The organism is Catenisphaera adipataccumulans (genome assembly GCF_014202755.1).
Taxonomy (GTDB): Bacteria; Bacillota_I; Bacilli_A; order Erysipelotrichales; family Erysipelotrichaceae; genus Catenisphaera; species Catenisphaera adipataccumulans.
In genome coordinates this window covers 15,397-36,957 of sequence record NZ_JACHHK010000003.1, presented here as the reverse complement: position 1 = coordinate 36,957, position 21,561 = coordinate 15,397, and the positions used below count along the sequence as shown (strand labels likewise).

Here is a 21,561-nt window from a genome sequence, read left to right as displayed (position 1 = left end):
GCGCTTATGCGGTCTTGACTTTCTGCAGATGAACTGCTTTTTGTAACAGCGGTGTCAGGATCATCACCGCAATGATCTTGGCGATGTCTCCCGGAATGAACGGGAATACACACCATACCAATGACTGCATCAATCCAGTTTGGTTAACAAACATGAACCAGACTGTACCGATCACATAAAGAATGACCTCGCCGACCAGCATGCCCACGATCAATCCGTATTTCTGCTTGGAAAAATTTTCATGGAACCAGCCGGTGCAGAAAGCCAGCGGCAGATAACCAATTAAATAACCGCCGGTCGGACCGGCTAAAATACCGAATCCGCTCGTATAACCGGCAAAGACCGGCACACCGACTGCACCTAAGACCAAATATACAACTGTGCTGATCGTGCCGTATTTCGGCCCGAGCACAGCCCCTGCAAGCATGACCGCAAACGTTGCCAATGAAATCGGCACACCGCCTGACAATGGAATCGAAAGCGGTGCAAGCACCGCGATCACAGCGGCCATCATCGCGCATAATACTATTTCTCTTGTTTTCATAATAACTTCCTTTCCGTACTTAGAATACCACAATTGTAAACTTAATCAATAAAAAATGTTAACAATTGAATAAATGAAAAGAATGAAAGAAATCTTGAAAAATTGAAAACACAGTGATACTATAACTTCAAACGATAGAGGACGCAGAAAAGACCAAGCGAGGAAAAGCCGGCAGGCGTTTGATTCTTCGCCGCAGCGATTCTGCCGAACTGTTCTTAAAGGCATTTAAGGGCGGTGGGACCGTATGAGAACATCGACGGGACTGTCTACACATGTAGGAGCGCTATCTTATGGACTCAAAAAGAAAAGCCGGTAAGAGTGTTCTTACCGGTATTTTTTATTAGGAGGAATTTATGATCGAAATTGCTGGAATGTCCGTTAAAGAGTTGGCGGATACCTATCAAACACCGCTGATGGTTTATGATGAAAACAAACTTCGTCAGAAGATGTCCGACTTTATGCATTATTTCCAGTCGGATACGTTTGAGACTGGTGTGCTCTATGCCTCCAAAGCCTTCAGCTGCAAAGAGATTCTGCGCTTGGCGAATGAATATGGGATGTGCCTGGACGTCGTATCCGGCGGAGAGCTGTATACGGCCGGACAAGTGAACTTCCCGATGGAGCGCGTATATTTTCACGGCAACAATAAATCGCTGGCCGAAATGAAAATGGCCATCGAATATGGGGTCGGCACGATCATCGTGGATAACCTTCAGGAAGCGCAGGTTTTCAATGAATTGGCCAAAAACAGTGACCATGTCATTCATATCCTGCTGCGCATCAATCCGGGTATTGATGCGCACACGCATAAATACATCGTCACGGGCCATGTCGACAGTAAATTCGGCGTCTCGATGCTGCAGGAAGAAGAAATTGTCCGCGTGATCAAGACATTTGATGAAAACGAACACACGGTATTTGAAGGGTTCCATGCGCACATTGGCTCGCAGATCTTTGATAAGAATGCCTTTGCGGCAGAAATCAAAAAGATGTTCGGCTTTGTGAAGAAAATGGAAGAAGACCACGGCATCGTGCTGAATACAGTCAACTTAGGCGGCGGCTTTGCGGCAACCTATACAGATGCGGATGCACCGATCCCGCTGCCGGAAGTTTGTGCGACGATCTTAGATACCGCCAAAGCCCAGCAGGATGAACGGCAGACGCATGTGAAGAAACTGCTTATTGAACCAGGCCGCAGCATCGTAGCGGAAGCCGGCTCAACCATTTATACGGCCGGTTTTACCAAGCAGACACCGAATAAAAATTATGTGTTTGTTGACGGCGGCATGGCCGACAATATCCGGCCGGCTTTGTATCAAGCCGCCTATGATGCCGATGTCGCGAATAAGGATGATCAGCCGAAAACCGTGACGTATACGATCGCAGGCAAGTGCTGTGAATCCGGCGATCTTCTGATCGAAGGAATCAAGCTGCCGCCTTGCCAGGCCGGCGATCTGATCATCGTCTATACAACGGGCGCCTATGGCTACAGCATGGCTTCCCATTACAATAAATTACCTTTACCGGCTGTTGTGTTTGTCAAAGACGGCAAAGCACGAGTCGTGATTGAAAGAGAATCCTATGAACATATGATCGCATTGGAAAAGTAGAAAGGAGTTCATTATGATTAAAGGATCGATAGTAGCATTGATTACACCATTCAACGAAGATGGAAGCGTGAATTTTGATAAGCTGGGGGAACTGCTGGAATTCCATATTGCCAACCAGACCGACGGGATCTTAGTATTAGGGACGACCGGTGAATCCAGCACGATGTCTCATGAAGAGGACGACTCAGTCGTGGAATACACCATCAACAAGGTGGCACACCGTGTGCCGGTCGTAGTCGGCGCCGGCAGCAACGATACGCAGACGGCAATCGATAAAAGCGTTAAATATGAAAAGATGGGTGCGGATTATCTGCTGATCATCACCCCTTACTACAATAAAGCCAATGAAGGCGGCATGATCGCCCACTTTACCGCAGTGGCGGATGCCGTTCATACCCCGATCATCATGTACAATGTTCCGGGCCGTACCGGCTGTGCTTTAAGTGAAAATGTTGTCGCAAAATTATCCAAACATCCAAACATCTGCGGCATCAAAGAAGCCAGCGGAAATATCTCCTATGTGATGAATATTTCCCGTTATCTGAATGATGATTTTGTGATGTATTCCGGCAATGATGATATGGTCATTCCAGTATTGGCCTGCGGCGGCAGCGGTGTTATCAGCGTCTTTGCGAATACCTGCCCGCGTCAATGCCATGAGATGGTTACTTCCTGGCTGGCCGGCGACCGGGAAAAAGGTCTCGCCATCCAGCAGAAATATTTGGATTACATTCATGCATTGTTCTATGAAGTCAATCCAATCCCGGTCAAGGAAGCAATGAATTTAATGGGTATGAATGTCGGCGGCTATCGTCTGCCGCTGTATCCAATGAGCAAAACGAATAAGGCCCGTTTGGAAGAACAAATGAAGAAGGTCGGCTTACTATGAAAATTCTGATCGGCGGAAAAGGACGAATGGGCTCATTAATTGCCCAGACTGCCCAGGCACAGGGGCATGAAGCCATTGCCCAGGTCGATGCGATGAGCCTGGATGAGATCAAAGAGAAGCCGGCAGCAGATGTACTGATTGATTTCAGCCACCGTGACAATCTGGGATGGATCATCGATTATGTCAATGCGAATGACTGCGCTCTGGTCTATGGAACGACAGGCCTGGATGAGGATCAAAAACAGCAGCTTTACAAGCTGGCCGAAGATCATCGCGTATTTTACAGTGCCAACTTCTCGTACGGCGTAGCGGTCCTGCAGGAAGCGCTGCGGATGCTGACGCCGATGTTAAGAGACAGTTTTGACATGGAACTGGTAGAAATTCATCACAACCAGAAAGCCGATGCACCAAGCGGCACCGCCAAAGCACTGCTGGAAATCATGGACCCAGATGATGAATACAAGAAAGTGTACGGCCGGGAAGGCATGATCGGCAAACGCGGCAAGGAAATCGGCGTGCATGCGCTGCGCGGCGGTACAGAAGCCGGTGAGCATACGGTGTATTTCTTTGGCGACAACGAAAGTATCACGATCACGCACCATGCGACCAATCGGCAGATTTTCGTCAACGGTGCTTTGAAAGCGGCGAATTTCGTCGTGGATCAGCCGGCAGGTTTATACGATATGAGAAGCTTTTTCTGACGGATGCATTGTCATCCGTCTTTTTTTTCGTACAATGAAGGAGAGGTGAATTATGAAATACGCAATCAAAGAACAAGATCGAAAGAATGATCAATATTATGAATTTCGCAAAGGGCCGCATTCGCCTTGGTGCTGGCGGCTGGATTCAATGGATGTCGCTCAGGATGTTTTCCGCAGTCAGGGACTGGCAGAACTCTTTACAACGGTTTTCCCGGATTTTCCGGAGGTTCCGTATGTAGAAGTGAATGAGGAACAATGGCAGCGTCTGCTGCATTCGGGCAATCCGGTGCTCCAGGAACTGGATCCCTATGTGCAGTCTGCTTTTGCTTATGCACCGGTGTTCACGTTGTATGCACCAAAATAGTCTGCGGCTTGAATTTTTTTCAGAAACAAGCTACATTACAGAACAGGAGGGAAAAACATGCTGAAAGATGATTTTCAATCGATTCCCATTGCGTTGATTACTGGTTATCTTGGTGCTGGTAAAACAACGCTGCTGAATCATATATTAAAAGATCCGAAAGGACATAAAGTTGCCGTCATCGTCAATGATATCGGTGAGATCAATATTGATGCCGATCTGATCTCTAAGACCGGTGCGGTCAAGGAAGTGGACAACAGTCTGGTGCCGCTGCAGAACGGGTGCATTTGCTGCACGCTGAAAAATGATTTGATGGAACAAATCGGCGAACTGGTCCAGGCAGGTACGTTTGACTATATTATTATCGAAGCCAGCGGAGTCTGCGAACCGATCCCGATCGCGCAGACCATTGCGCAGATGAGCGATATGACTGCCTCCCGCGGTCTGCCGGAGATCTGCCATCTGGACAATATCATTTCCGTGGTCGATGCCAACCGGCTGGCTTTTGAATTCAACTGCGGCAGTGACTTTGTCGAGAAAAAAGAACAGTATGCAGAAGAGGAAGACATCCAGTCGCTGTTGATCCAGCAGATGGAATTTGCGAACGTGATCGTGCTGAACAAAGCAGAATTGGTCAATGAAGAACAGAAAAAAGAAATCAAAGCTGTGATCCATGCGCTTTGTCCGGAAGCCAAGATCATCGAAGCCAGCTACGGGGAAGTAGATTTGGATGAGTTGATCGATACGGATAATTTTGATTTTGAAAAAGCCTATTTCAATGAAGGATGGGTCAAAGCCTTGAACGAGGAAGAGGAACATGATGAAGGCGAAGCCTATGAATACGGCATTGATACGTTTGTCTATTACAGCCGCAAACCGTTTGTCATGGATAAACTGGAAGAGCTAGCCAATCGCTGGCCGGATAGTGTGATCCGCACGAAAGGTTTCTTATGGTTTGAGAATGATCCGAAATATCTCTATGTCTTCGAACAGGCCGGCCGTCAGATCACGACTGGACGCGACAGCATCTGGATCTGCGAGTGCGAGCCGGAAATTCAGGCGCGCGAAATTGCGGCGGATCCATCTTTGAAAGAGATCTGGGACGACAAATACGGTGATCGTGAAAATAAAATTGTATTCATCGGCCAGAACATGGACCGACAAGGCATCATTGATGCGATGGATGCCTGCACGACCGATGATTTTGTGCAAGATTAGAACAGGGAAACCTGTTCTTTTTAGGAGGGGGAAATATGATTGTTTTTAGCTGCATCATTGTCATTTTACAGCTGCTGTATGAAATATGGCTGTTAAAGATCACGCGTAACCAGCGACTGAAACCGCTGCCGGCCGATGTGGCAGATATCTATGATACCGGCCGTTACCGTAAGTTTTTGGCATATCAGAATGCCCTGGACCGTCAAAGCGTGCAGAGCCTTTGGGTAAGCACGATTTTTTCGCTGGTGCTGTTATGTTCACCAGTCTTTCGCTGGATCAGCGGGTGGGGGACAAATGTTTACAGCCGCTGCCTGCTGACGCTTGTTGGGATCGGTTTGATCGAATTTGTGATCTCAACATGGTTTTCTTATCAACGGACTTTTGTGATCGACGAGCAGTACCAGATGAATACGATGACCAGAAAAAAATTCTGGAAAGATACGATCGTTGATGCACTTTTTGATCTGATCGGGGAATCTTTTTTGTATGTGCTCATTATTTACGGACTGGAACATTTGACAGGCTGGACCGCCGGCATGCCGGTTCGATCGGTCTTGATGACAGCCTGCCTGATCGTGCTGTTGTTTTTTCTCATCGCTGTGCTCTTTTCCTGGATCAGCTGGCAGATGATGCGCCATCGTTATACATTCCATGAGCTTCCGGACGGGCCGCTGCGTCAGCGTATTATCGAGATGATGGCAGGAATCCGCCGCCCGGTCAAAAAAATTGAGATCTATGACGAATCCAAACGTTCGACGCGCAAGAATGCTTTTTTGCTCAAGTTTTTATGGATCCGGCAGTTCGGCATTGCCGATAACTTCATCAAAGAGAATTCCGAGCGGGAACTGCTGGCTGTGTTAGGCCATGAAATCGGTCACTTGAAACATAAGAAAAACATTTTGAATTTTATAAAGTATTTTATTTGGGTGTTTTGTTTTTTGATTTTTGTTTGGCTGCTGGCCCATGTTCAAATTGTCGAACTGTTCTTGATCGACGTGATGCATGCGTTCAATCTGCCGGCGATGAATTATTATGTGGTGTTCTATATTTTGCCGCTTCTGCTGGAACCGCTGCAGTTTGCTTACCAAATCTTTTCGAATTATGTTTCAAGAAAAGAAGAATATGAAGCGGATCGCTGTTCCGTCGATTTTGGTTACGGTCCTGAGCTGATCATGACCTTTAAAGAACTTTCGGAGGATGAATTAGTTGATGTCAATCCGGACGATCGGGTCGAATTTCTGGAATACGATCATCCCGGCATGCATCACCGCATCCAGGCAATTGAAAGAAGAATGAAAGAAATGTAAATGCTTCCGAAAAATTTGACAGAAATCATAGCACTGTTTATAATTTTTTTGGCTGTATAGCGAATGAAAAGGAAGATATTATGTCAACTCAAGTTGTTGTCGGAACCCAATGGGGCGATGAGGGTAAAGGAAAAATCGTCGATGTATTAGCAGAAAAAGCCGATTTGATCGTGCGTTTCCAAGGCGGAGACAATGCCGGTCATACAGTGGTCGTCAACGGACAGAAACACGTCCTGCATCTGCTGCCCAGCGGTGTGCTGCATGAAGATGCTTTGTGTATCATTGGACCGGGCGTGGTCTGCAACCCGTTTGTACTGCTGAAAGAAATGGAAACATTGGAAGCCAGCGGTTTGAAAACGGATCATATCGTGATCAGTGACCGCGCGCAGATGTTGATGCCGTATCATCAATATCAGGATGAGCTGGAAGAAAATGCCAAGAAAAATAAGATCGGTACGACCAAACGCGGGATCGGTCCATGCTACAGCGATAAGTATGCCCGCCGCGGGATCCGTTATCATGAATTCATCGATTTTGAAACATTTAAAGTTCGCTTGAAGGAATGTCTGGATTTCAAAAACGCTTTGTTTACGAAAGTTTACGGCGGCAAAGCTATGGATTATGATCAAATGCTTGCGGATTTTGAAGCGATCCATGATCGGATCGTGCCGATGATCCGTGAAACGACACACATTGTCAATGAAGCTATTGATGCTGACCAGCGTGTCTTATTTGAAGGGGCGCAGGCCTGCATGCTGGATATCAATTACGGAACGTATCCGTATGTGACGTCTTCTTCGCCGACCAGCGGCGGTGTGCCGACCGGTGCCGGCATCGCGCCAAGCAAGATCCAGACCGTGGTCGGTGTTGTCAAAGCCTATTCCACACGCGTCGGTGAGGGACCGTTTGTCAGCGAACTGCTGGATGAACAGGGAGATTGGATCCGTGAACATGGATTTGAATACGGTGCAACGACCGGACGTCCGCGCCGCTGCGGCTGGCTGGATCTGTTGGTCGTCAAACATGCGAACATGTTGAATGGTTTAACGGATATCGTCATCACGAAGATCGATGTTCTGACCGGACTGGATCAGATCAAGGTCTGTGTCGGTTACGAGATCGACGGCAAGGTCTACGATTATATTCCGAGCGATCAGCACACGGTTGCCAAAGCGAAACCGGTCTACAAGATCTTCAAGGGATGGAAAGAAGATATTTCTGCGATGAAGACATACGATGAACTGCCGCAGACTTGCAAGGACTACATTCAGTTCATTGAAGATTTTACCGGCGTCCGCGTATCGATGGTTTCGGTCGGACCGGACCGCGTCAACAACATTTATATTCATGAAATTCAATAAGAGGCAAAAGCCTCTTATTTTTGCGCTTCTGTACCCGGGGTGGGTGGTTCATCCCGGGTTTAATCATGCTTGAATGGATGAACGTCTCTTCTCCATTCTCGCTTTCTTCCTTGCATTCTGCAGCTCTCTGAGTTCAGCCTGCTTTTGGGAAGATGGCTGATATCTGTTGTTCAGCGGTATTGTCAGGTCTGAACATCTCGATAGATCAGGGCAAACATGTTATCCAGGTTGCGGAAGCCTCTTGTCGTTGCGATCAGTGACTTAATCGTCGTATTCGCAGCTTCACTGCGTGAGCTGTTCACCTGAAGTTCCACGGAATTCAGAATGTTTTTCCTGTGGCGTGCAATCTTTTTTGACAGTTCCGCAAACTGCACGATGCCTTCTGTCATCTGCAGGTCTTCAAGCTGGTTCTCCAGTGCCTGGATATAAGTCTTCAGCTCAACTTTCTGTCTGCTGGGTCGTCCTCTGACCGGCATCTGCTTCAGCTGGCTGTACGCTTCATTCAGTTTCTTTCGATCTCCTCCTGTTCTTTCTCAGCTTCCTCCTCGGCCTTTTGGAATTCACTTTCAATTCGTCTGACCTCGTTTTCTGCCGCACGTCTGGCACTGTTCTTAACTCTGTCCAGCCCACGACATGAAAGAAATCTATGCATCTACGGGCCCGTCTAAGGTATGTTTCTATGCAGGAATCAATCCACCTTGCACCGTCTCCGGCGACCACTTCGATCTGATACAGTATCAGGAAGTATTGATCGATGGAAAGAAAGCCGATCCTCAGCAGCTGATGCTTGGCAAAGACGGAACACTGACCATTATTCTCTGAAAGAAAGGTGCTCCGGCACCTTTTTCATTTGCGGCGGTGCTTTTTCGCCATAGCATTGCGGTATTTCTGGGGTGTGGTCTGACAGCGCAGCTTGAAGGCATTGATGAAGCTGGCATCGCTGCTGTAGCCGAGAATCCGGCCGATTTCCGAGACGGAACTGTCGGTTGTCCGCAGCATGACTTTGGCGATGTTGACTTTCATGCTGGAATGAAAGTCAATCGGGGAAGAACCTGTTTCCTTCTTGAACATGCGGGAAAAGTAATACGGGCTGAGACCGACTTCCCCGGCAACTTCCGGCAGGGTAATACTGCGGCTGATATTCTTCTTCATGTAGAGAATCGCCTGACGAACAGCCTGGGAATACCGTTCGGTATCGGACTGGATGCCGTCATCTTTTTCCAGCTGGCATAGAACAGAATAAATCAATGAAGACATCTTCAGATCGCTGGCGCCGTCCTCATAGTACAGCGCGGCAAAAGTATCGACGACGTTCTGGTAAAGGCAGGCGGGATGAACAGGTGTAAACACAGGTGACTGATTGACTTCAATCAGATGTTCCGTCATGGCGACGGCATCCTTGCCGCCGTAATGGAAGAAAAGAAACTCACAAGTCCGCTCACACCAGTAGTGATGCGGCTTTTCCCCGTTGATCAGCAGAACCTGATCCGGTTCGATGAGGTATGTTTTCCCTTCATAGGCAGCTTTGAGCTGACCGGCGCTGACCATCAGGAAAAGCGGCGGCCGGACGCCTTCACTTGTGATCTCGTACTGATCATTCACATGAAAGGAACCGCAGTTGTACATATAATAGTAATATGTGCGGAAAACAGGGGACTGGCGGAAGAAACTGATGTAGGAATCTTTCGTGACACCTTTTTCATGCCAGGCAATTAACATAGCGAAAACCTCCAAAAGAACAATCTCAATAAATAATACAGCTTTTCAGAATATTGAAAATACCCTGCCTTCACTCTACAATAAAGATGCACAGAGAGTAAAGGAGTAATTGATATGAATGCCGAAGAAAAAAAGAACTTACTTGCTTCACTTGAGAAGAGCCTGATTGTTTCCTGCCAGATCCAGCCGACGGATCCGGTCTATTCCATGGATTTCGTCCTGAAGATGGCCAAAGCTGCTGAGTGGGGCGGTGCCAAGGGCATTCGTGCCAACAGTCCGGATCAGATCAAGCTGATCAAGGATAATGTCGATCTGCCGATGATCGGTCTCTACAAGATCTTCTCCAAGACCAGCGATGTCTTCATCACACCGACCCTCGATGCCGCCAGACAGGTATGGGCTGCCGGCGCGGAGATCATTGCCCTGGACTGCACGGATCAGCTGACGGAAGACGGAAGACCGGCCTGGGAACTGCTGCCGGTGGTGCAGAAGGAAATCCCGGACGCCCTGATCTTTGCGGATGTATCCAATTATGAAGAAGCGAAAAGGGCAGCTGAAATGGGCGCGGATATGATCGGCCCGACCCTCTATGGCTATACCAAGGAAACCAAAGATATCACGGAACCTGACATGCGTTCCTTTGCCCGCATGTGCCGCGACTTCGGCGATCGTGCCTTCATGATCATGGAAGGGCATATCTATACACCGGAAGATGCTGTCAAGGCTCTGTATCTCGGTGCCGATGCGGTTGTCGTCGGTTCCGCCATCACCAGACCTCATCTCACCACAAAGCGTTTCACCGATCTCATTGGCGGGCTGCAGGATAACTGGCGTACCGCCGAAAGAGAAAGCATCAATCATCTGCCGAAAGAAAGCAAATAAAAGAAAGAATTCAGAAAGGAGCTGTTATGGTCAAATTCGATGTCGAAGGAAGTCAGAACGTCAATGTTTCCAAAATAATCCCCTGTGAAAAAACAGATCTGGAGCAGCTGGAAATCATGGAGCGCTATACCCAAACGCACCGGAAATACAGCAGTGCATCCCGCGCCAGAAGAGAAGTGGAATGCCAGAAAGTACTGTTTCCGACCCTGTACCGATCCATTGAAAAACAAGATCTGATTGTCGGCCGCATGGATTTCCTGCCGATCGGCTTCGGCTCGGTGACATCTGTCGGCGGTGTCGGCCATTACTGCCGGTTTGACCAGCTCCACGCCCTCGGCGACCGCCTGGGCGAAGCTTATAAGCCGCGCATTGAAAAACTGTATAACTACTGGCTGGATCATGATGTCAAAACCATCTACTGCCGGGAAAATCTGACGGATGTCACAATCGGCCGCTTCATCGATCCAAGCTACCCGTTACTGGCGACAGCCCGTTTATCGGGCATGATGCTGGATTATCCGAAGCTGCTGGATAACGGCATCGGCGGTCTGAAGAAGCTGATTGCTTCGAAAAAGGAAAAGCATCCGGAAAGCGCTGATTTCTATGACTGCTGCATGGATGAGATGGATCTTCTGACCGAATGTGCGCTGTATCTGGCGGATGAAGCCGTGCGGACCGCCCAGGGTGAAACGGATGAAAAGCGGAAAGCACAGCTGATGAATATGGCAGCTGTTCTTCGGAAGATCTCCGTTGCTAGACCGGAGACTTTCCCGGAAGCCCTGCAGTTATTATGGCTCTATGCCCTGCCGGCCGGCGTCATCAACTACGGTCGTCTGGATGATTTCCTCGGTCCGTATCTTGCCAGAGATCTGGATGAAGGACGCATGAGCGAGCAGGATGCCTATGACTATATCAAGTCGCTCTGGACGATGATTGAAAACAGACGCACCACGGTCAACGGCCGAGTGATCGTCGGCGGCAAGGGCAGGAAGCATCCGGCCGAAGCAGACCGCTTCATGCATATCGCGCTTAAAGTATGCAAGGACTGCCGCTACGTGGAACCGCAGTTCACCTTACGGATAGATGAAAACACCGATGAACAGACATGGGCGGAAGTCATGGATGCCTTAGGCGCAGGCGCCACTTATCCGACCCTTTACAATGATGAAGTCAATGTGCCGGCAGTTGCCTGGGGCATGCGCGTCGATCCGGAAACAGCGACAAGATATGTGCCGTTCGGCTGCACGGAGTTTGTACTCTGGGGGCAGAGCACCGGTACGCCCAATACCCTGATCAACCTGCTCAAGATCCTGAATATCTACATGAATAACGGTGTGGATCCGATGGACGGCAAATACAAGCTCGGGCCGATCCAGCCGAAAGATATGGCGAAGATCAAGAGCTTTGATGAATTCTATGACGGCTACAAGGAACTGCTGAACTATTATATGGATCTCAGCGTACAGGCCCAGTACAACTCCTACGGCGTCATGAACCGGGAATGTTCCTTCCTGCTCAACAGCATTCTGATGGATGACTGCCTGGAAAGAGGAAAGGCACTGCTGGACGGCGGGGTCAGATATCTCGGCGGTACATGCGAAACGTATGGCAATATCAACGCCTCCGATTCACTGTATGCCATCAAGCACCTTGTTTTCGAAGAAAAGAAATATACGCTGCCGCAGCTGGAGGAAGCTGTTCTGCATAATTTCGTAGGCTACGCAGAAATCAGACATGACTGCCTGGCCTGCGACAAGTACGGCAATGATCTGGATACGGCTGATCAGATGGCCAACAGCCTCTATGAATTTGTGGCCAAGGGCATCCGCGACAGAGGCATTCAGATCGGCATGCAGTACTATGAAATCGTCATCTCCAACAACTCGCTGAATACCGAATGGGGCCTGCAGACCGCGGCTTCTCCGGACGGCCGGCTGTCCGGCATGTACATGAATCCGGCCAACAATCCGCAGGGCGGCGCCGATAAGGGCAGCCCGACACAGCTTCTGAACTCGCTCAGCACCTTCGATGCCAGATATCATGCCGGTTCCGTGCAGAACATCAAGTTCTCCAAGCCGATGTTCAATCAGAATAAAAAGCTGATCGAACAGATGTTCAAGGTCTATTTCCGCAAGGGCGGCTGCCATGTGATGGTAACCGTTGTCGATAAAGGCGCTCTGGAAGATGCCATGGTCCATCCGGAGAAGTATCCGGATCTGATTGTCCGCGTCGCCGGCTATTCCGCGGTCTTTGTCAATCTGGACAGAACCGTGCAGGAAGAACTGCTGAGCAGAACCCTGTATGATGAAAGCAGACTATGACATCCTTACCGATCTTCAATATTGAACGCTTTGCCATTCATGACGGCACCGGCATCCGTACCGCGGTCTTTCTGCAGGGCTGCCAGCTGCACTGTCAGTGGTGCGCCAACCCGGAATCGCAGCAGGTCGGCCCGAAGCTCATGTTTCTCAAAGACAAGTGTACCGGCTGCGGCCGCTGTGTACCGGTTTGTCCCCAGCATGCCATTTCGCTGCAGGACGGCAAGGCAGTCGTTGACCGTACGGCCTGTACTGCCTGCGGCCGATGCGTCAAAGCCTGTCTTAATGATGCCCGTTCCATCAGCGGCAGATGGATGGATCTGCGGGAGATTCATGATACCATTCTGCGTGATCGCGACTATTACGAAGAGACTGACGGCGGGGTTACCTTCTCCGGCGGGGAGCCGGTCCTGCAGGCAGCCGGTCTGGAACCTCTTCTGAAACAGCTTTGCACCGAAAAAATCGGCATTGCCTTTGAAACATGCGGACATGCGCCTTTAGAGAATTACAGACGTCTGGCCCCGTACGTCAGTGAATGGCTGTTTGATGTCAAAAGTCTGCAGAAAGAGGTGCTGAAGCAGTATACCGGGGCGGATCTCGATGTGATCCTGATTAATCTCAGGCATCTCAGTTCCTATGATCCGGCGCGCGTGCATATCCGGGTGCCGGTGATTCCCGGGGTCAATAACACCATGGATGATATGGAAAGGCTTGCGGAGCTTATGAAGGAATGCAGTCTACAGAAAGTGGATCTGCTGCCGTATCATACGCTCGGTCTGACCAAATACAGACAGCTCGGCATCCCGTATCCGTTCGGCAATGAACATGCCATGCATCCTGAAGATGTTGAACCATTGAAAGAGTATCTGGAAAGCTGCGGCTTAACCGTAAGTATCGGCGGATAGGAAATATATCTGAAAGCAGATAAATCGCATCACCTCGGCGCCGCCGGGGTGATTTTGATAAGCAGAGATTTTTTCGCCAGGAAGGAACAGTATGACTGTATTAAAATTAAAACCCGCCTGTAAGGACGATCTTTGGGGCGGCGAACGCCTATGGACCGAGTACGGTATTGACTATGACAGGACACCTTTTGCGGAGGCCTGGATGCTTTCGTGTCATCCGGATGGACCTTCCACCATTGTCAACGGTCCCTATGCCGGTAAGACTTTACAGCAGTACATCGACGAAGAAGGGCAGGAGGTACTGGGTACCCACTGCCGCCGCTTCCGTGATTTCCCGATTCACTTATCAAGTTCAGCCTGAGCGAGTTCTCTGCTCTTCATGCGCAGAATCGCTCTGAGTTCTTCTTTCAGCTGATAAGCTGTATAGATATCGGGATGAGATATTTCAATAATCTTCAGCTTGTCTTTCAGACCGTCGGATAGGTTTTCCGGATTCATACCCAGTGCGTACTTTGTGTGCTTGAGTTCATTCGCACGAGCCTTCAGCTGGCTGTACGCTTCATTCAGTTTCTTTTCGATCTCCTCCTGTTCTTTCTCAGCTTCCTCCTCGTCCTTTTTGAATTCATTCTCAAGTCGTCTGAACTCGTTTTCTGCCGCACGTCTGGCACTGTTCTTAACTCTGTCCGGCCCACGACATGAAAGAAATCTATGCATCTACGGGCCCGACTAAGATAAGTTTCTGTGCAGGAATCACTCCACCTGGCGCCGTCTCCGGCGACCACTTCGATCTGATCCCGTTCCTCCTCTGTCAGAGCCTCACAGAACAGTGTAAAGACCTCCTGGCCGAAACCATCGTGCACCCAAGCCACTCTGTTGCGGTCAATGTTATAAACGACGGTAATATCTTATGGCCTTTGTGATAGGATGTTTCATCGACACAGATCCTCTTCAGACCAAGCAGACATTCTGATACATCAGGCTCAATGCGGTCATGAGCTGCCTTGATACAGTTGCCAATCGTACGCCAGTTGATTCCCATGAACTGGCTGACAACGGTCTTGGGAGATGTCAAAGCCAGGAAGGCAGCCTCATCATTGAACCCCTTAGTGAAGTGTGAATGTCCGTCTGTCCATGGGATGTGTTCGGTCAATACGCCGTGCTCAGGACATTCAATGCGGACAGGCTGTAGTGGTACGCCATTCAAGGCGTCTGCACGCCAGGTAACCTTCTCAGAGGTCTTATGATCATACAGTGAGCACTTCTTGCCGCACACAGGGCATCTTCTCTGAATACGCTTATACGGTCTTGCGTGAACCTCCATGTGATCCCGCCGATAGTTCTCACCGTACATGACGGATTCACCCGCGACATATTCAACCTGATCGACATGCATCCCCTTGATGTTCAGGGCTTTCACCATTACACTTCTTCCGGAAGCCATTGCAATCTCCTTTATTGATTTCTTGGTCGTTATCAATTTTAAAGAGAAAGCAATGGCTTTCATAGTTTTCGTGCATGTCAGTCTTCAGATTAAGAGGTTAGAATTTCTCCCCACCTTTAGTGCAGAAGACTATTATTTTTTTATCTTTTTAAGGAATATAATAGACTTGAAAGGAGCAACAATATGTCAATTATCGATCAATTGTACGCTGGATACGATTCTTTCTTTGATTCCGAAAAGAAAATTGCTTCCTACATTCTGGATCATCCCCAGGATGTTATTAATATGACCATCAAGGAATTAGCTGCCGCCTGCGGTACCAGTGAAGCCAGCATTTCCCGTTTCTGCCGGAAGCTTGAATTGGATAGTTTCCATCATTTAAAGATCAATTTAGCGAAAGCGGAAGCCGACCAGCTGACCGTGCCTCTGGAGGCCGAGAAGATTTCACAGGACCATGTGGCCGAATCCCTGCAGACGATCTTAAACAATAAAATTGCCGAACTGACCGCAACCATCAAAAATATCGATGCCGATGTGCTCGTGCAATGTCTGCAGGCTATCGAACATGCCGGCCGGGTGCATGTGGCTGCAGTCGGGAATACGATCCCGGTTGCGATGGACTGCGCATTTAAATTCAATGAAATCGGTATTCCGACTTCTACTTCATCGGTCTGGGAAACACAAGTTTCTTATACCTATACGCTGCAGAAAGGCGACGTCTTGATCGCGATCTCCAACAGCGGGGAATCCAGCAAGGTCGCCGACATGGTCAATATTGCGAATGATCGCGGTGCTGTGACGATCGGCATCACAAACAATCTGCATTCAACGGTCGGTAAAAGTGTGGATCACCACATTCAGACTTCGACCCGTGAAAAATTGTTTTTGAATGAATTTTATTTTTCCCGTATTTCTGCCAGCACCGTGATCGAGATCTTATATTTGTTTCTGGTCTCGGCAGAAAAAGACAGTTATGACCGGATCCGTGCGAATGAAGAAATCTATGCAGATCAAAAGAAATAAAATTTCATGAATATAATATTGACGAAAATAACATACGTGATAGACTGAAAGAGAAGAGGAGGAACTATGATATATACCGTCACTTTAAATCCAGCTTTGGACTATGTGATCCAGGTCGATCACTTCCGAAGCGGTGTCATCAATCGTACCAAGACCGAGCATATCTTTTACGGCGGCAAAGGCATCAACGTTTCCTGCATTTTAAATGAATTGGGATGCAGCAGCACAGCCTTAGGATTTACAGCAGGATTCACCGGCCAGGAACTCCATCGGGGGTTGACTGAACTGGGGATCCGAACGGATTTTATCACATGTCAGGAAGGCATGACCCGGATCAATGTCAAAATGAAATCCGATGAAGAAACAGAAATCAACGGCAAAGGTCCGCAGGTGACAGAAACTGAATTTCAGTCGCTGATCGAAAAAGCAAAGCAGCTGTCAGAAGGAGACTGGCTGATCTTATCCGGCAATATCCCGTCTTCGATGCGGTCCGATGCTTATCATCAGATCTTGGAAAATACGCCGGCCGGTGTCCATATCGTGGTCGATGCGGAAAAAGACCTGCTGCTCAGAGTATTAAATTATCATCCGTTTTTGATCAAACCCAATGCCGAAGAGCTTGGGCAGATGTTTGATAAACAACTAAGTTCCGATGCAGAAATCGTTCATTATGCCAAAGAGCTGCAGCACATGGGCGCAAGAAATGTACTGGTTTCTATGGCTGGTGATGGTTCGATCCTCGTGGATGAAAAACAAAATGTGCATAAGATGGGCGTCGGCAAAGGCACCGTGGTCAATTCGGTGGGTGCCGGAGATTCCATGGTGGCTGGTTTTATCGCTGGTTATCTGAAAACACATGATTATGCATATGCACAGAAAATGGGCACGGCCTGCGGTTCGGCAACTGCCTTTCATTCCGGGCTGGCGACCTATGATCAAATTCAGGAAGTTTGGAGGATGCTGCCATGAGTGCGAAAAAACGTTGTGCACAGAAAGCATTGACCCTGATCCCGGATCATTCGGTGATCGGTTTGGGCGGCGGCCAGACCGTCAGTTATTTAGTCGATGATCTGGCATCATCCGGCCTTGACGTGCAAGTGGTAACGCCGAGCATGAACACGGCTTGGCACTGCAAAGAAGCCGGCCTTCAGGTACTGCCGACATGGATGGTCGATCATGTCGATGCAGCGTTTGACGGCTGTGATGAAGTCGATTATGACTATAATGCGCTGAAAAGCGGCGGTGCGATCCATACGGATGAAAAGATCATCGCTTCCATGGCCGACCGGTATATTGTCTTGGTCGATCCGGGAAAAGTCAGCGAAACCTTGTCCTTCCGTCATCCGGTGGTGCTGGAAGTCATCCAGGAAGCGTATTCGATCGTCCTGCGCCGGGTCAAGGAATTGGGCGGCCGGCCGGAAGTGCGTCGTTCAAAAAACAAAGACGGTTTTCTGCGCAGTGATCATGGCAATCTGATCCTGGATGTCCAGTTCCCGCAGCCGGATGATATTTCCGCACTGGACTGGGAATTGAATCATATTTATGGAGTTGTCGATACATCGCTGGTGGTCGGCTTGATCAACGGTGTCATGATCGCAAAAGAGAACGAAGTCGTTTGGATGGATCAAGGAGGAAAAGAACATGTTATATAATTGGGGGATCGTTGGTACAGGATGGATCGCGCATGAAATGGGCGATGCCTTAAAACGAAACGGACGGACAATTTACGGTGTGTGCAGCGGACATGTAGAAAGTGCCCGTAAATATGCGCAAGAATACGATGTAAAAAAGGTATTTGAGAATGTCGATGCGATGGTGGCTGATGATCAAATTGACATCATCTACATTGCAACACCGCACAGTGCGCATTATGCAGTAATGAAAAAAGCTCTGGAAGCCGGCAAACATGTCTTCTGCGAGAAAGCAATCACCTTGAATTCCCGTCAGCTGGAAGAATGTGTTGCGATCGCGGAGGCAAAAGGACTGGTGATCAGTGACGGGGTCACGCTGTTCCATATGCCGTTGTTTAAAAAGCTGAAAGAAATTATCCGCTCCCAAGAACTGGGCAAAGTGAAAATGATCCAGGTCAATTTCGGCAGCAATAAGGAATTTGATCCGAACAATCGTTTCTTTAATAAATCTTTGGCCGGCGGCGCCTTGTTGGATATCGGTGTTTATGCGACCAGCTTTGTGCGTTACTTTATGTCTTCGAAACCGAATGTCATTCTCACGACGGCAGACTTTGCACCGACCGGAGTGGACGAAACCAGCGGTATTTTGTTGAAGAACGAAGATGATGAAATGGCCGTGATTTCCTTGACCTTGCGCGCTAAGCAGCCGAAACGCGGCATCGTTGCCTGCGAGAACGGCTATATTGAAGTCATGGAATACCCGCGTGCCTGCCAGGCGACCATCACCCGGACGAAAGCCAGTTCCAAATGGAGCGATACCGGTAAACCGGAAGTCATTGAAGCCGGTGAATCACAATATGCGCTGGACTATGAACTGCAGGATATGGAGCAGTATGTGACCGAACATGACGGCAAAGAAAACTTGCAGAACATCCGGGATGTGATGGCGATCCTGACTGCTGTGCGCAATCAATGGGGAATGAAATATGACGGCGAATAAAAAATATGTATTTTTCGATATCGATGGTACGCTGACCGACCGAGCGACCGGCAAGATCGTTCCATCAGCTCAGGAAGCCCTGAACCAGCTGCAGGCCAACGGCCATTTTGTTTCGCTGGCGACCGGGCGCGCCCATTATAAAGCCCGTCCGTTCATGGAAGAAGTCGGACTGCATGATATGGTCTGCTGCGGCGGCGGCGGTCTGGTCGTGGATGATCAGCTGATCCGCAACATTCCGCTGGATCTGGAGAAATCCAAAGCCATTGCCAAACAAGCCGATGCGCTGGGTTACGGTGTGCTGCTGATGCTGGATGATTCGATCGATGTGTACAGCCGCAACGATAAATTCCGGGAACAATGCGGACCGCGTAAAGAGCCAACTAACTATATCATTGATCCCGATTTAGATTACGACAAACTGGATGTGATCTACAAATTGTATATTTCCATTCCGGCTGAAGAAGAAGCCGCATTAACGTTGAAAGATACGCTCGGTCACTTACGCTTTCAGCCAGAGTACTTGATGTTTCAATACGATGAAAAGCATCAAGGGATCCTGGACATGATCAACACGGTGCACGGCCGTCCGGAAGATGTTGTGGTGTTCGGCGATGATACCAACGATCTGGTCATGTTCGATCCGCGATGGACATCCATTGCGATGGGCAACGGCACGGATCAGCTGAAAGCCAAAGCGGATTATGTCACAGATGCCAATGTGGATGACGGAATTTTCAACGCCTGCCGGAAATTTGGCTGGATTTAGACCCTTGACACAACTTATAGATACGCTATAATTCTTTTATAGATATCGGATGAAGATAGAGGTAGCAATGCATCAGAGTACCGGCCGGAGTCGGCAGGCAGAGAACGTCGGGAAAGGTAACCATTGCCGAAGATGAGAAAACGGCAGTTCTCCCATCTGGGGTATTCGGAAATACCGAATACACTCCTTCCAAGTTGAAGAGGGGTTATCTTGTAGTTTTAAAAGAAAGCTATGCGATGCCGCGTAGCTTTTTCTTTTTTCATCCGATCGGGAGGGTTATATGAAAAAATTATTAGCTACTGCAGTTGCTTTGACTTTAGTTTTGACTGGCTGCGGTTCAGGTTCGACCGGATCGGGATCATCTGACAATGACGATGACACGTTTGTGGTCGGCATGGAATGCAACTACGCGCCGTTTAACTGGCAGACCAGCGACAAGACGGACACCAGCGTATCCCTGGGTTCCGGTGCCGGCTACTGTGACGGATATGATGTCATGATCTCGCAGGAGATCGCCGATTCGCTCGGTCAGAAGCTGAAAGTCAAGAAGATTTCGTGGGATGGCTTGCAGCCGGCCTTGGAATCCGGAGAAATTGATGCGATCATCGCTGGTATGACCGCAAATAAGAAGCGTGAAAAAGGCATCGATTTTACTACACCGTATTATGAAAGTGAAATGGTCATGATCGTCCGTGCCAACAGCGAAGAAGCCGGTTATACCAGCATCCAGCAGTTTACCGGTAAGAATATCATCGGTCAGAAGAACACCAACTATGATACGATCATCGATCAGATCGACGGTGTCAACCATTTAACGCCGAAATCAACGTATCCAGAACTTGTCGTTGCTTTGCAGAACGGTGATGCAGACGGCATTACGGCCGAACTGCCGGTAGCCGAAGGCATCGCCAGTGCCAACTCGGATCTGGCCATCGTCCATTTTGCGGAAGGCCAGGGCTTTGATGCCGATACATCCGTTTCCATCGGCTTGAAAAACGGCACCCGTAAGACGAAAAACTTTAAGAAGGTGCAGAAGGCTTTGGACAACATCAGCACGGAAACGCGCAATGAATACATGCGCAGTGCGGTGGAGAATGCACCGACTTCAAGCGATGAAGATTAATTGATTATTTTTCGAAAGGACTCGATCAAACATGAGCATTGATTTTAATTTTGCATGGCAGACCTTCACCACATCGTGGCCGATGTTCTGGTATGGTATCAAGGTGACCTTGGCGCTGGCTTTTGTCGGCACCTTGGTCGGCTTGGTGATCGGACTGATCATCGGTGCGATCCGCGGTTTGTCCGTGGACCCGTTGGACGGCAAAGGTGTCCGGGTCTTAAAAGGGCTTGGTCATCTGATCACCCGTCTGTATATCTGGATCTTCCGCGGCACACCAATGATGGTACAAGCCGTATTCCTGTATTATTTGCTTCGCCCGGTCATCGGCTGGACCAGCCTGACGGCAGGTATGGTGATCATTTCGATCAACACCGGCGCTTATATGGCTGAGATCATCCGCTCCGGCATCCAATCAATTGATGTCGGTCAGACCGAAGCGGCCAAATCGTTGGGCATGACCAATACCCAGACGATGATGAGCATCATCTTCCCGCAGGCCATCCGCAACAGTTTTCCTTCGATCGGCAACCAGCTGATCGTCAATATCAAGGATAGTAGTATGTTGAACGCGATCGCCGTAACGGAATTATTCTTCCAGACGACCAGCATCGCCGGCAGTACGATGCGTTACCTGGAAGTCTATATGATCGCCTGCATCATCTACCTGATCTTAACGACCATCGCATCCATTATTTTGAATGCGATCGAAAAGCATATGTCGGATGATCACCAGGTAAGCATCAAGGCAAATGTCTAGGAGGT

23 protein-coding genes, 2 pseudogenes and 2 riboswitches are annotated in these 21,561 nt (G+C 48.9%); of the genes and pseudogenes, 19 read left to right on the top strand and 6 right to left on the bottom strand.

The annotated features are described in order from the left end of the window. Window positions 1-4: 4 nt before the first annotated feature. On the bottom strand, window positions 5-544 hold the full coding sequence (locus HNQ47_RS04200; protein WP_183327889.1) for a biotin transporter BioY: 540 nt from the start codon (window positions 542-544) through the stop codon (window positions 5-7). A gap of 127 nt (window positions 545-671) precedes the next feature. After that, a riboswitch (Lysine riboswitch) is annotated at window positions 672-838 on the top strand. A 59-nt stretch (window positions 839-897) separates the two neighbouring features. On the opposite strand from HNQ47_RS04200, the gene lysA reads away from it, so the two are divergent. From lysA to HNQ47_RS04165, 7 genes are all read left to right on the top strand, one after another. Beyond that, window positions 898-2,154 carry a diaminopimelate decarboxylase gene (lysA, locus tag HNQ47_RS04195; protein ID WP_183327887.1) on the top strand — a complete coding sequence of 419 codons (1,257 nt, stop codon included), beginning with the start codon at window positions 898-900 and terminating at the stop codon, window positions 2,152-2,154. Window positions 2,155-2,167: 13 nt separating this feature from the next. Further along, window positions 2,168-3,043 carry a 4-hydroxy-tetrahydrodipicolinate synthase gene (gene dapA / locus HNQ47_RS04190; protein ID WP_183327886.1) on the top strand — a complete coding sequence of 292 codons (876 nt, stop codon included), beginning with the start codon at window positions 2,168-2,170 and terminating at the stop codon, window positions 3,041-3,043. Then, window positions 3,040-3,744 (top strand): 4-hydroxy-tetrahydrodipicolinate reductase, encoded by a 705-nt coding sequence (gene dapB / locus HNQ47_RS04185; protein WP_183327884.1) that lies wholly within the window; start codon window positions 3,040-3,042, stop codon window positions 3,742-3,744. Before dapA ends, dapB begins: the two co-directional genes overlap by 4 nt. A gap of 52 nt (window positions 3,745-3,796) precedes the next feature. Continuing rightward, window positions 3,797-4,108, top strand: coding sequence for a hypothetical protein (locus tag HNQ47_RS04180; RefSeq protein ID WP_183327882.1), 312 nt, complete (start codon window positions 3,797-3,799; stop codon window positions 4,106-4,108). Window positions 4,109-4,165: 57 nt separating this feature from the next. Continuing rightward, entirely contained in the window at window positions 4,166-5,323 is a 1,158-nt protein-coding gene (locus tag HNQ47_RS04175) for a CobW family GTP-binding protein (RefSeq protein WP_183327879.1), read from the top strand. A 35-nt stretch (window positions 5,324-5,358) separates the two neighbouring features. Then, window positions 5,359-6,630, top strand: coding sequence for a M48 family metalloprotease (locus HNQ47_RS04170; protein ID WP_183327877.1), 1,272 nt, complete (start codon window positions 5,359-5,361; stop codon window positions 6,628-6,630). An 80-nt stretch (window positions 6,631-6,710) separates the two neighbouring features. Continuing rightward, entirely contained in the window at window positions 6,711-7,991 is a 1,281-nt protein-coding gene (locus HNQ47_RS04165; RefSeq protein ID WP_183327875.1) for an adenylosuccinate synthase, read from the top strand. A gap of 182 nt (window positions 7,992-8,173) precedes the next feature. Here HNQ47_RS04165 and HNQ47_RS10165 read toward each other — a convergent pair. Then, a pseudogene (locus HNQ47_RS10165) lies at window positions 8,174-8,711 on the bottom strand (transposase). Here HNQ47_RS10165 and HNQ47_RS04150 point away from each other — a divergent pair. After that, complete coding sequence (locus HNQ47_RS04150) at window positions 8,625-8,813, top strand: hypothetical protein (RefSeq protein WP_183328446.1); 189 nt, start codon at window positions 8,625-8,627, stop codon at window positions 8,811-8,813. The pseudogene HNQ47_RS10165 and the gene HNQ47_RS04150 overlap by 87 nt on opposite strands. Before the next feature lie 24 nt (window positions 8,814-8,837). Here HNQ47_RS04150 and HNQ47_RS04145 read toward each other — a convergent pair whose 3' ends face one another. Then, the gene (locus HNQ47_RS04145) at window positions 8,838-9,710 is read right to left on the bottom strand and encodes an AraC family transcriptional regulator (RefSeq protein WP_183327868.1); all 873 of its coding nucleotides are present in this window, start codon (window positions 9,708-9,710) and stop codon (window positions 8,838-8,840) included. Between the two features lie 114 nt (window positions 9,711-9,824). Here HNQ47_RS04145 and HNQ47_RS04140 point away from each other — a divergent pair, with 114 nt between their 5' ends. The 4 genes from HNQ47_RS04140 (at window position 9,825) to HNQ47_RS04125 (ending at window position 14,176) form a co-directional block, all read left to right on the top strand. After that, a complete protein-coding gene (locus HNQ47_RS04140) occupies window positions 9,825-10,592 on the top strand; it encodes an N-acetylmannosamine-6-phosphate 2-epimerase (RefSeq protein ID WP_183327866.1) in 768 nt (255 codons plus the stop codon). Between the two features lie 26 nt (window positions 10,593-10,618). After that, a complete protein-coding gene (locus tag HNQ47_RS04135; RefSeq protein WP_183327864.1) occupies window positions 10,619-12,913 on the top strand; it encodes a pyruvate formate lyase family protein in 2,295 nt (764 codons plus the stop codon). Further along, window positions 12,910-13,815 carry a glycyl-radical enzyme activating protein gene (locus tag HNQ47_RS04130; RefSeq protein WP_183327862.1) on the top strand — a complete coding sequence of 302 codons (906 nt, stop codon included), beginning with the start codon at window positions 12,910-12,912 and terminating at the stop codon, window positions 13,813-13,815. The genes HNQ47_RS04135 and HNQ47_RS04130 overlap by 4 nt, the downstream gene beginning before the upstream one ends. A gap of 91 nt (window positions 13,816-13,906) precedes the next feature. Beyond that, complete coding sequence (locus HNQ47_RS04125) at window positions 13,907-14,176, top strand: type I phosphomannose isomerase catalytic subunit (protein WP_183327853.1); 270 nt, start codon at window positions 13,907-13,909, stop codon at window positions 14,174-14,176. Here the strand turns inward: HNQ47_RS04125 and HNQ47_RS04120 are convergent. The 3 genes and pseudogenes from HNQ47_RS04120 to HNQ47_RS04115 all read right to left on the bottom strand — a co-directional run bounded on the left by HNQ47_RS04120 (window position 14,155) and on the right by HNQ47_RS04115 (window position 15,256). Continuing rightward, complete coding sequence (locus tag HNQ47_RS04120) at window positions 14,155-14,529, bottom strand: DesA/ISL3 alpha bundle tail domain-containing protein (RefSeq protein ID WP_183327840.1); 375 nt, start codon at window positions 14,527-14,529, stop codon at window positions 14,155-14,157. The genes HNQ47_RS04125 and HNQ47_RS04120 overlap by 22 nt on opposite strands. A 17-nt stretch (window positions 14,530-14,546) precedes the next feature. Further along, window positions 14,547-14,675 (bottom strand): annotated as a pseudogene (locus HNQ47_RS10160) (hypothetical protein); the annotation flags it as partial. Further along, window positions 14,624-15,256: a transposase family protein gene (locus HNQ47_RS04115; protein WP_183327839.1), complete on the bottom strand. Its 633-nt coding sequence runs from the start codon at window positions 15,254-15,256 to the stop codon at window positions 14,624-14,626. The gene HNQ47_RS04115 and the pseudogene HNQ47_RS10160, both read right to left, overlap by 52 nt. Window positions 15,257-15,439: 183 nt before the next feature. On the opposite strand from HNQ47_RS04115, the gene HNQ47_RS04110 reads away from it, so the two are divergent. The 7 genes from HNQ47_RS04110 to HNQ47_RS04080 all read left to right on the top strand — a co-directional run bounded on the left by HNQ47_RS04110 (window position 15,440) and on the right by HNQ47_RS04080 (window position 21,556). Further along, window positions 15,440-16,279, top strand: coding sequence for a MurR/RpiR family transcriptional regulator (locus HNQ47_RS04110; RefSeq protein ID WP_183327837.1), 840 nt, complete (start codon window positions 15,440-15,442; stop codon window positions 16,277-16,279). A gap of 66 nt (window positions 16,280-16,345) precedes the next feature. Further along, on the top strand, window positions 16,346-17,248 hold the full coding sequence (pfkB, locus tag HNQ47_RS04105; RefSeq protein ID WP_183327835.1) for a 1-phosphofructokinase: 903 nt from the start codon (window positions 16,346-16,348) through the stop codon (window positions 17,246-17,248). Further along, window positions 17,245-17,931, top strand: a complete 687-nt coding sequence (rpiA, locus tag HNQ47_RS04100) for a ribose 5-phosphate isomerase A (protein WP_183327833.1) — start codon at window positions 17,245-17,247, stop codon at window positions 17,929-17,931. The genes pfkB and rpiA overlap by 4 nt, the downstream gene beginning before the upstream one ends. Then, window positions 17,921-18,910 carry a Gfo/Idh/MocA family protein gene (locus tag HNQ47_RS04095; RefSeq protein ID WP_183327831.1) on the top strand — a complete coding sequence of 330 codons (990 nt, stop codon included), beginning with the start codon at window positions 17,921-17,923 and terminating at the stop codon, window positions 18,908-18,910. Before rpiA ends, HNQ47_RS04095 begins: the two co-directional genes overlap by 11 nt. Beyond that, complete coding sequence (locus HNQ47_RS04090) at window positions 18,897-19,676, top strand: HAD hydrolase family protein (RefSeq protein ID WP_183327829.1); 780 nt, start codon at window positions 18,897-18,899, stop codon at window positions 19,674-19,676. The genes HNQ47_RS04095 and HNQ47_RS04090 overlap by 14 nt, the downstream gene beginning before the upstream one ends. A gap of 48 nt (window positions 19,677-19,724) precedes the next feature. Beyond that, window positions 19,725-19,892: riboswitch (Lysine riboswitch) on the top strand. Between the two features lie 64 nt (window positions 19,893-19,956). Beyond that, the gene (locus HNQ47_RS04085) at window positions 19,957-20,799 is read left to right on the top strand and encodes a transporter substrate-binding domain-containing protein (RefSeq protein WP_183327827.1); all 843 of its coding nucleotides are present in this window, start codon (window positions 19,957-19,959) and stop codon (window positions 20,797-20,799) included. A gap of 31 nt (window positions 20,800-20,830) precedes the next feature. Further along, window positions 20,831-21,556: an amino acid ABC transporter permease gene (locus HNQ47_RS04080; RefSeq protein ID WP_183327825.1), complete on the top strand. Its 726-nt coding sequence runs from the start codon at window positions 20,831-20,833 to the stop codon at window positions 21,554-21,556. Window positions 21,557-21,561: the final 5 nt, after the last annotated feature.

Coding starts and splice junctions, on each gene's coding strand:
- HNQ47_RS04200 (WP_183327889.1), bottom strand. CDS start 544: ATGAAAACAAGAGAAATAGTATTATGCGCGATGATGGCCGCTGTGATC.
- lysA (WP_183327887.1), top strand. CDS start 898: ATGATCGAAATTGCTGGAATGTCCGTTAAAGAGTTGGCGGATACCTAT.
- dapA (WP_183327886.1), top strand. CDS start 2,168: ATGATTAAAGGATCGATAGTAGCATTGATTACACCATTCAACGAAGAT.
- dapB (WP_183327884.1), top strand. CDS start 3,040: ATGAAAATTCTGATCGGCGGAAAAGGACGAATGGGCTCATTAATTGCC.
- HNQ47_RS04180 (WP_183327882.1), top strand. CDS start 3,797: ATGAAATACGCAATCAAAGAACAAGATCGAAAGAATGATCAATATTAT.
- HNQ47_RS04175 (WP_183327879.1), top strand. CDS start 4,166: ATGCTGAAAGATGATTTTCAATCGATTCCCATTGCGTTGATTACTGGT.
- HNQ47_RS04170 (WP_183327877.1), top strand. CDS start 5,359: ATGATTGTTTTTAGCTGCATCATTGTCATTTTACAGCTGCTGTATGAA.
- HNQ47_RS04165 (WP_183327875.1), top strand. CDS start 6,711: ATGTCAACTCAAGTTGTTGTCGGAACCCAATGGGGCGATGAGGGTAAA.
- HNQ47_RS04150 (WP_183328446.1), top strand. CDS start 8,625: ATGAAAGAAATCTATGCATCTACGGGCCCGTCTAAGGTATGTTTCTAT.
- HNQ47_RS04145 (WP_183327868.1), bottom strand. CDS start 9,710: ATGTTAATTGCCTGGCATGAAAAAGGTGTCACGAAAGATTCCTACATC.
- HNQ47_RS04140 (WP_183327866.1), top strand. CDS start 9,825: ATGAATGCCGAAGAAAAAAAGAACTTACTTGCTTCACTTGAGAAGAGC.
- HNQ47_RS04135 (WP_183327864.1), top strand. CDS start 10,619: ATGGTCAAATTCGATGTCGAAGGAAGTCAGAACGTCAATGTTTCCAAA.
- HNQ47_RS04130 (WP_183327862.1), top strand. CDS start 12,910: ATGACATCCTTACCGATCTTCAATATTGAACGCTTTGCCATTCATGAC.
- HNQ47_RS04125 (WP_183327853.1), top strand. CDS start 13,907: ATGACTGTATTAAAATTAAAACCCGCCTGTAAGGACGATCTTTGGGGC.
- HNQ47_RS04120 (WP_183327840.1), bottom strand. CDS start 14,529: ATGCATAGATTTCTTTCATGTCGTGGGCCGGACAGAGTTAAGAACAGT.
- HNQ47_RS04115 (WP_183327839.1), bottom strand. CDS start 15,256: ATGGCTTCCGGAAGAAGTGTAATGGTGAAAGCCCTGAACATCAAGGGG.
- HNQ47_RS04110 (WP_183327837.1), top strand. CDS start 15,440: ATGTCAATTATCGATCAATTGTACGCTGGATACGATTCTTTCTTTGAT.
- pfkB (WP_183327835.1), top strand. CDS start 16,346: ATGATATATACCGTCACTTTAAATCCAGCTTTGGACTATGTGATCCAG.
- rpiA (WP_183327833.1), top strand. CDS start 17,245: ATGAGTGCGAAAAAACGTTGTGCACAGAAAGCATTGACCCTGATCCCG.
- HNQ47_RS04095 (WP_183327831.1), top strand. CDS start 17,921: ATGTTATATAATTGGGGGATCGTTGGTACAGGATGGATCGCGCATGAA.
- HNQ47_RS04090 (WP_183327829.1), top strand. CDS start 18,897: ATGACGGCGAATAAAAAATATGTATTTTTCGATATCGATGGTACGCTG.
- HNQ47_RS04085 (WP_183327827.1), top strand. CDS start 19,957: ATGAAAAAATTATTAGCTACTGCAGTTGCTTTGACTTTAGTTTTGACT.
- HNQ47_RS04080 (WP_183327825.1), top strand. CDS start 20,831: ATGAGCATTGATTTTAATTTTGCATGGCAGACCTTCACCACATCGTGG.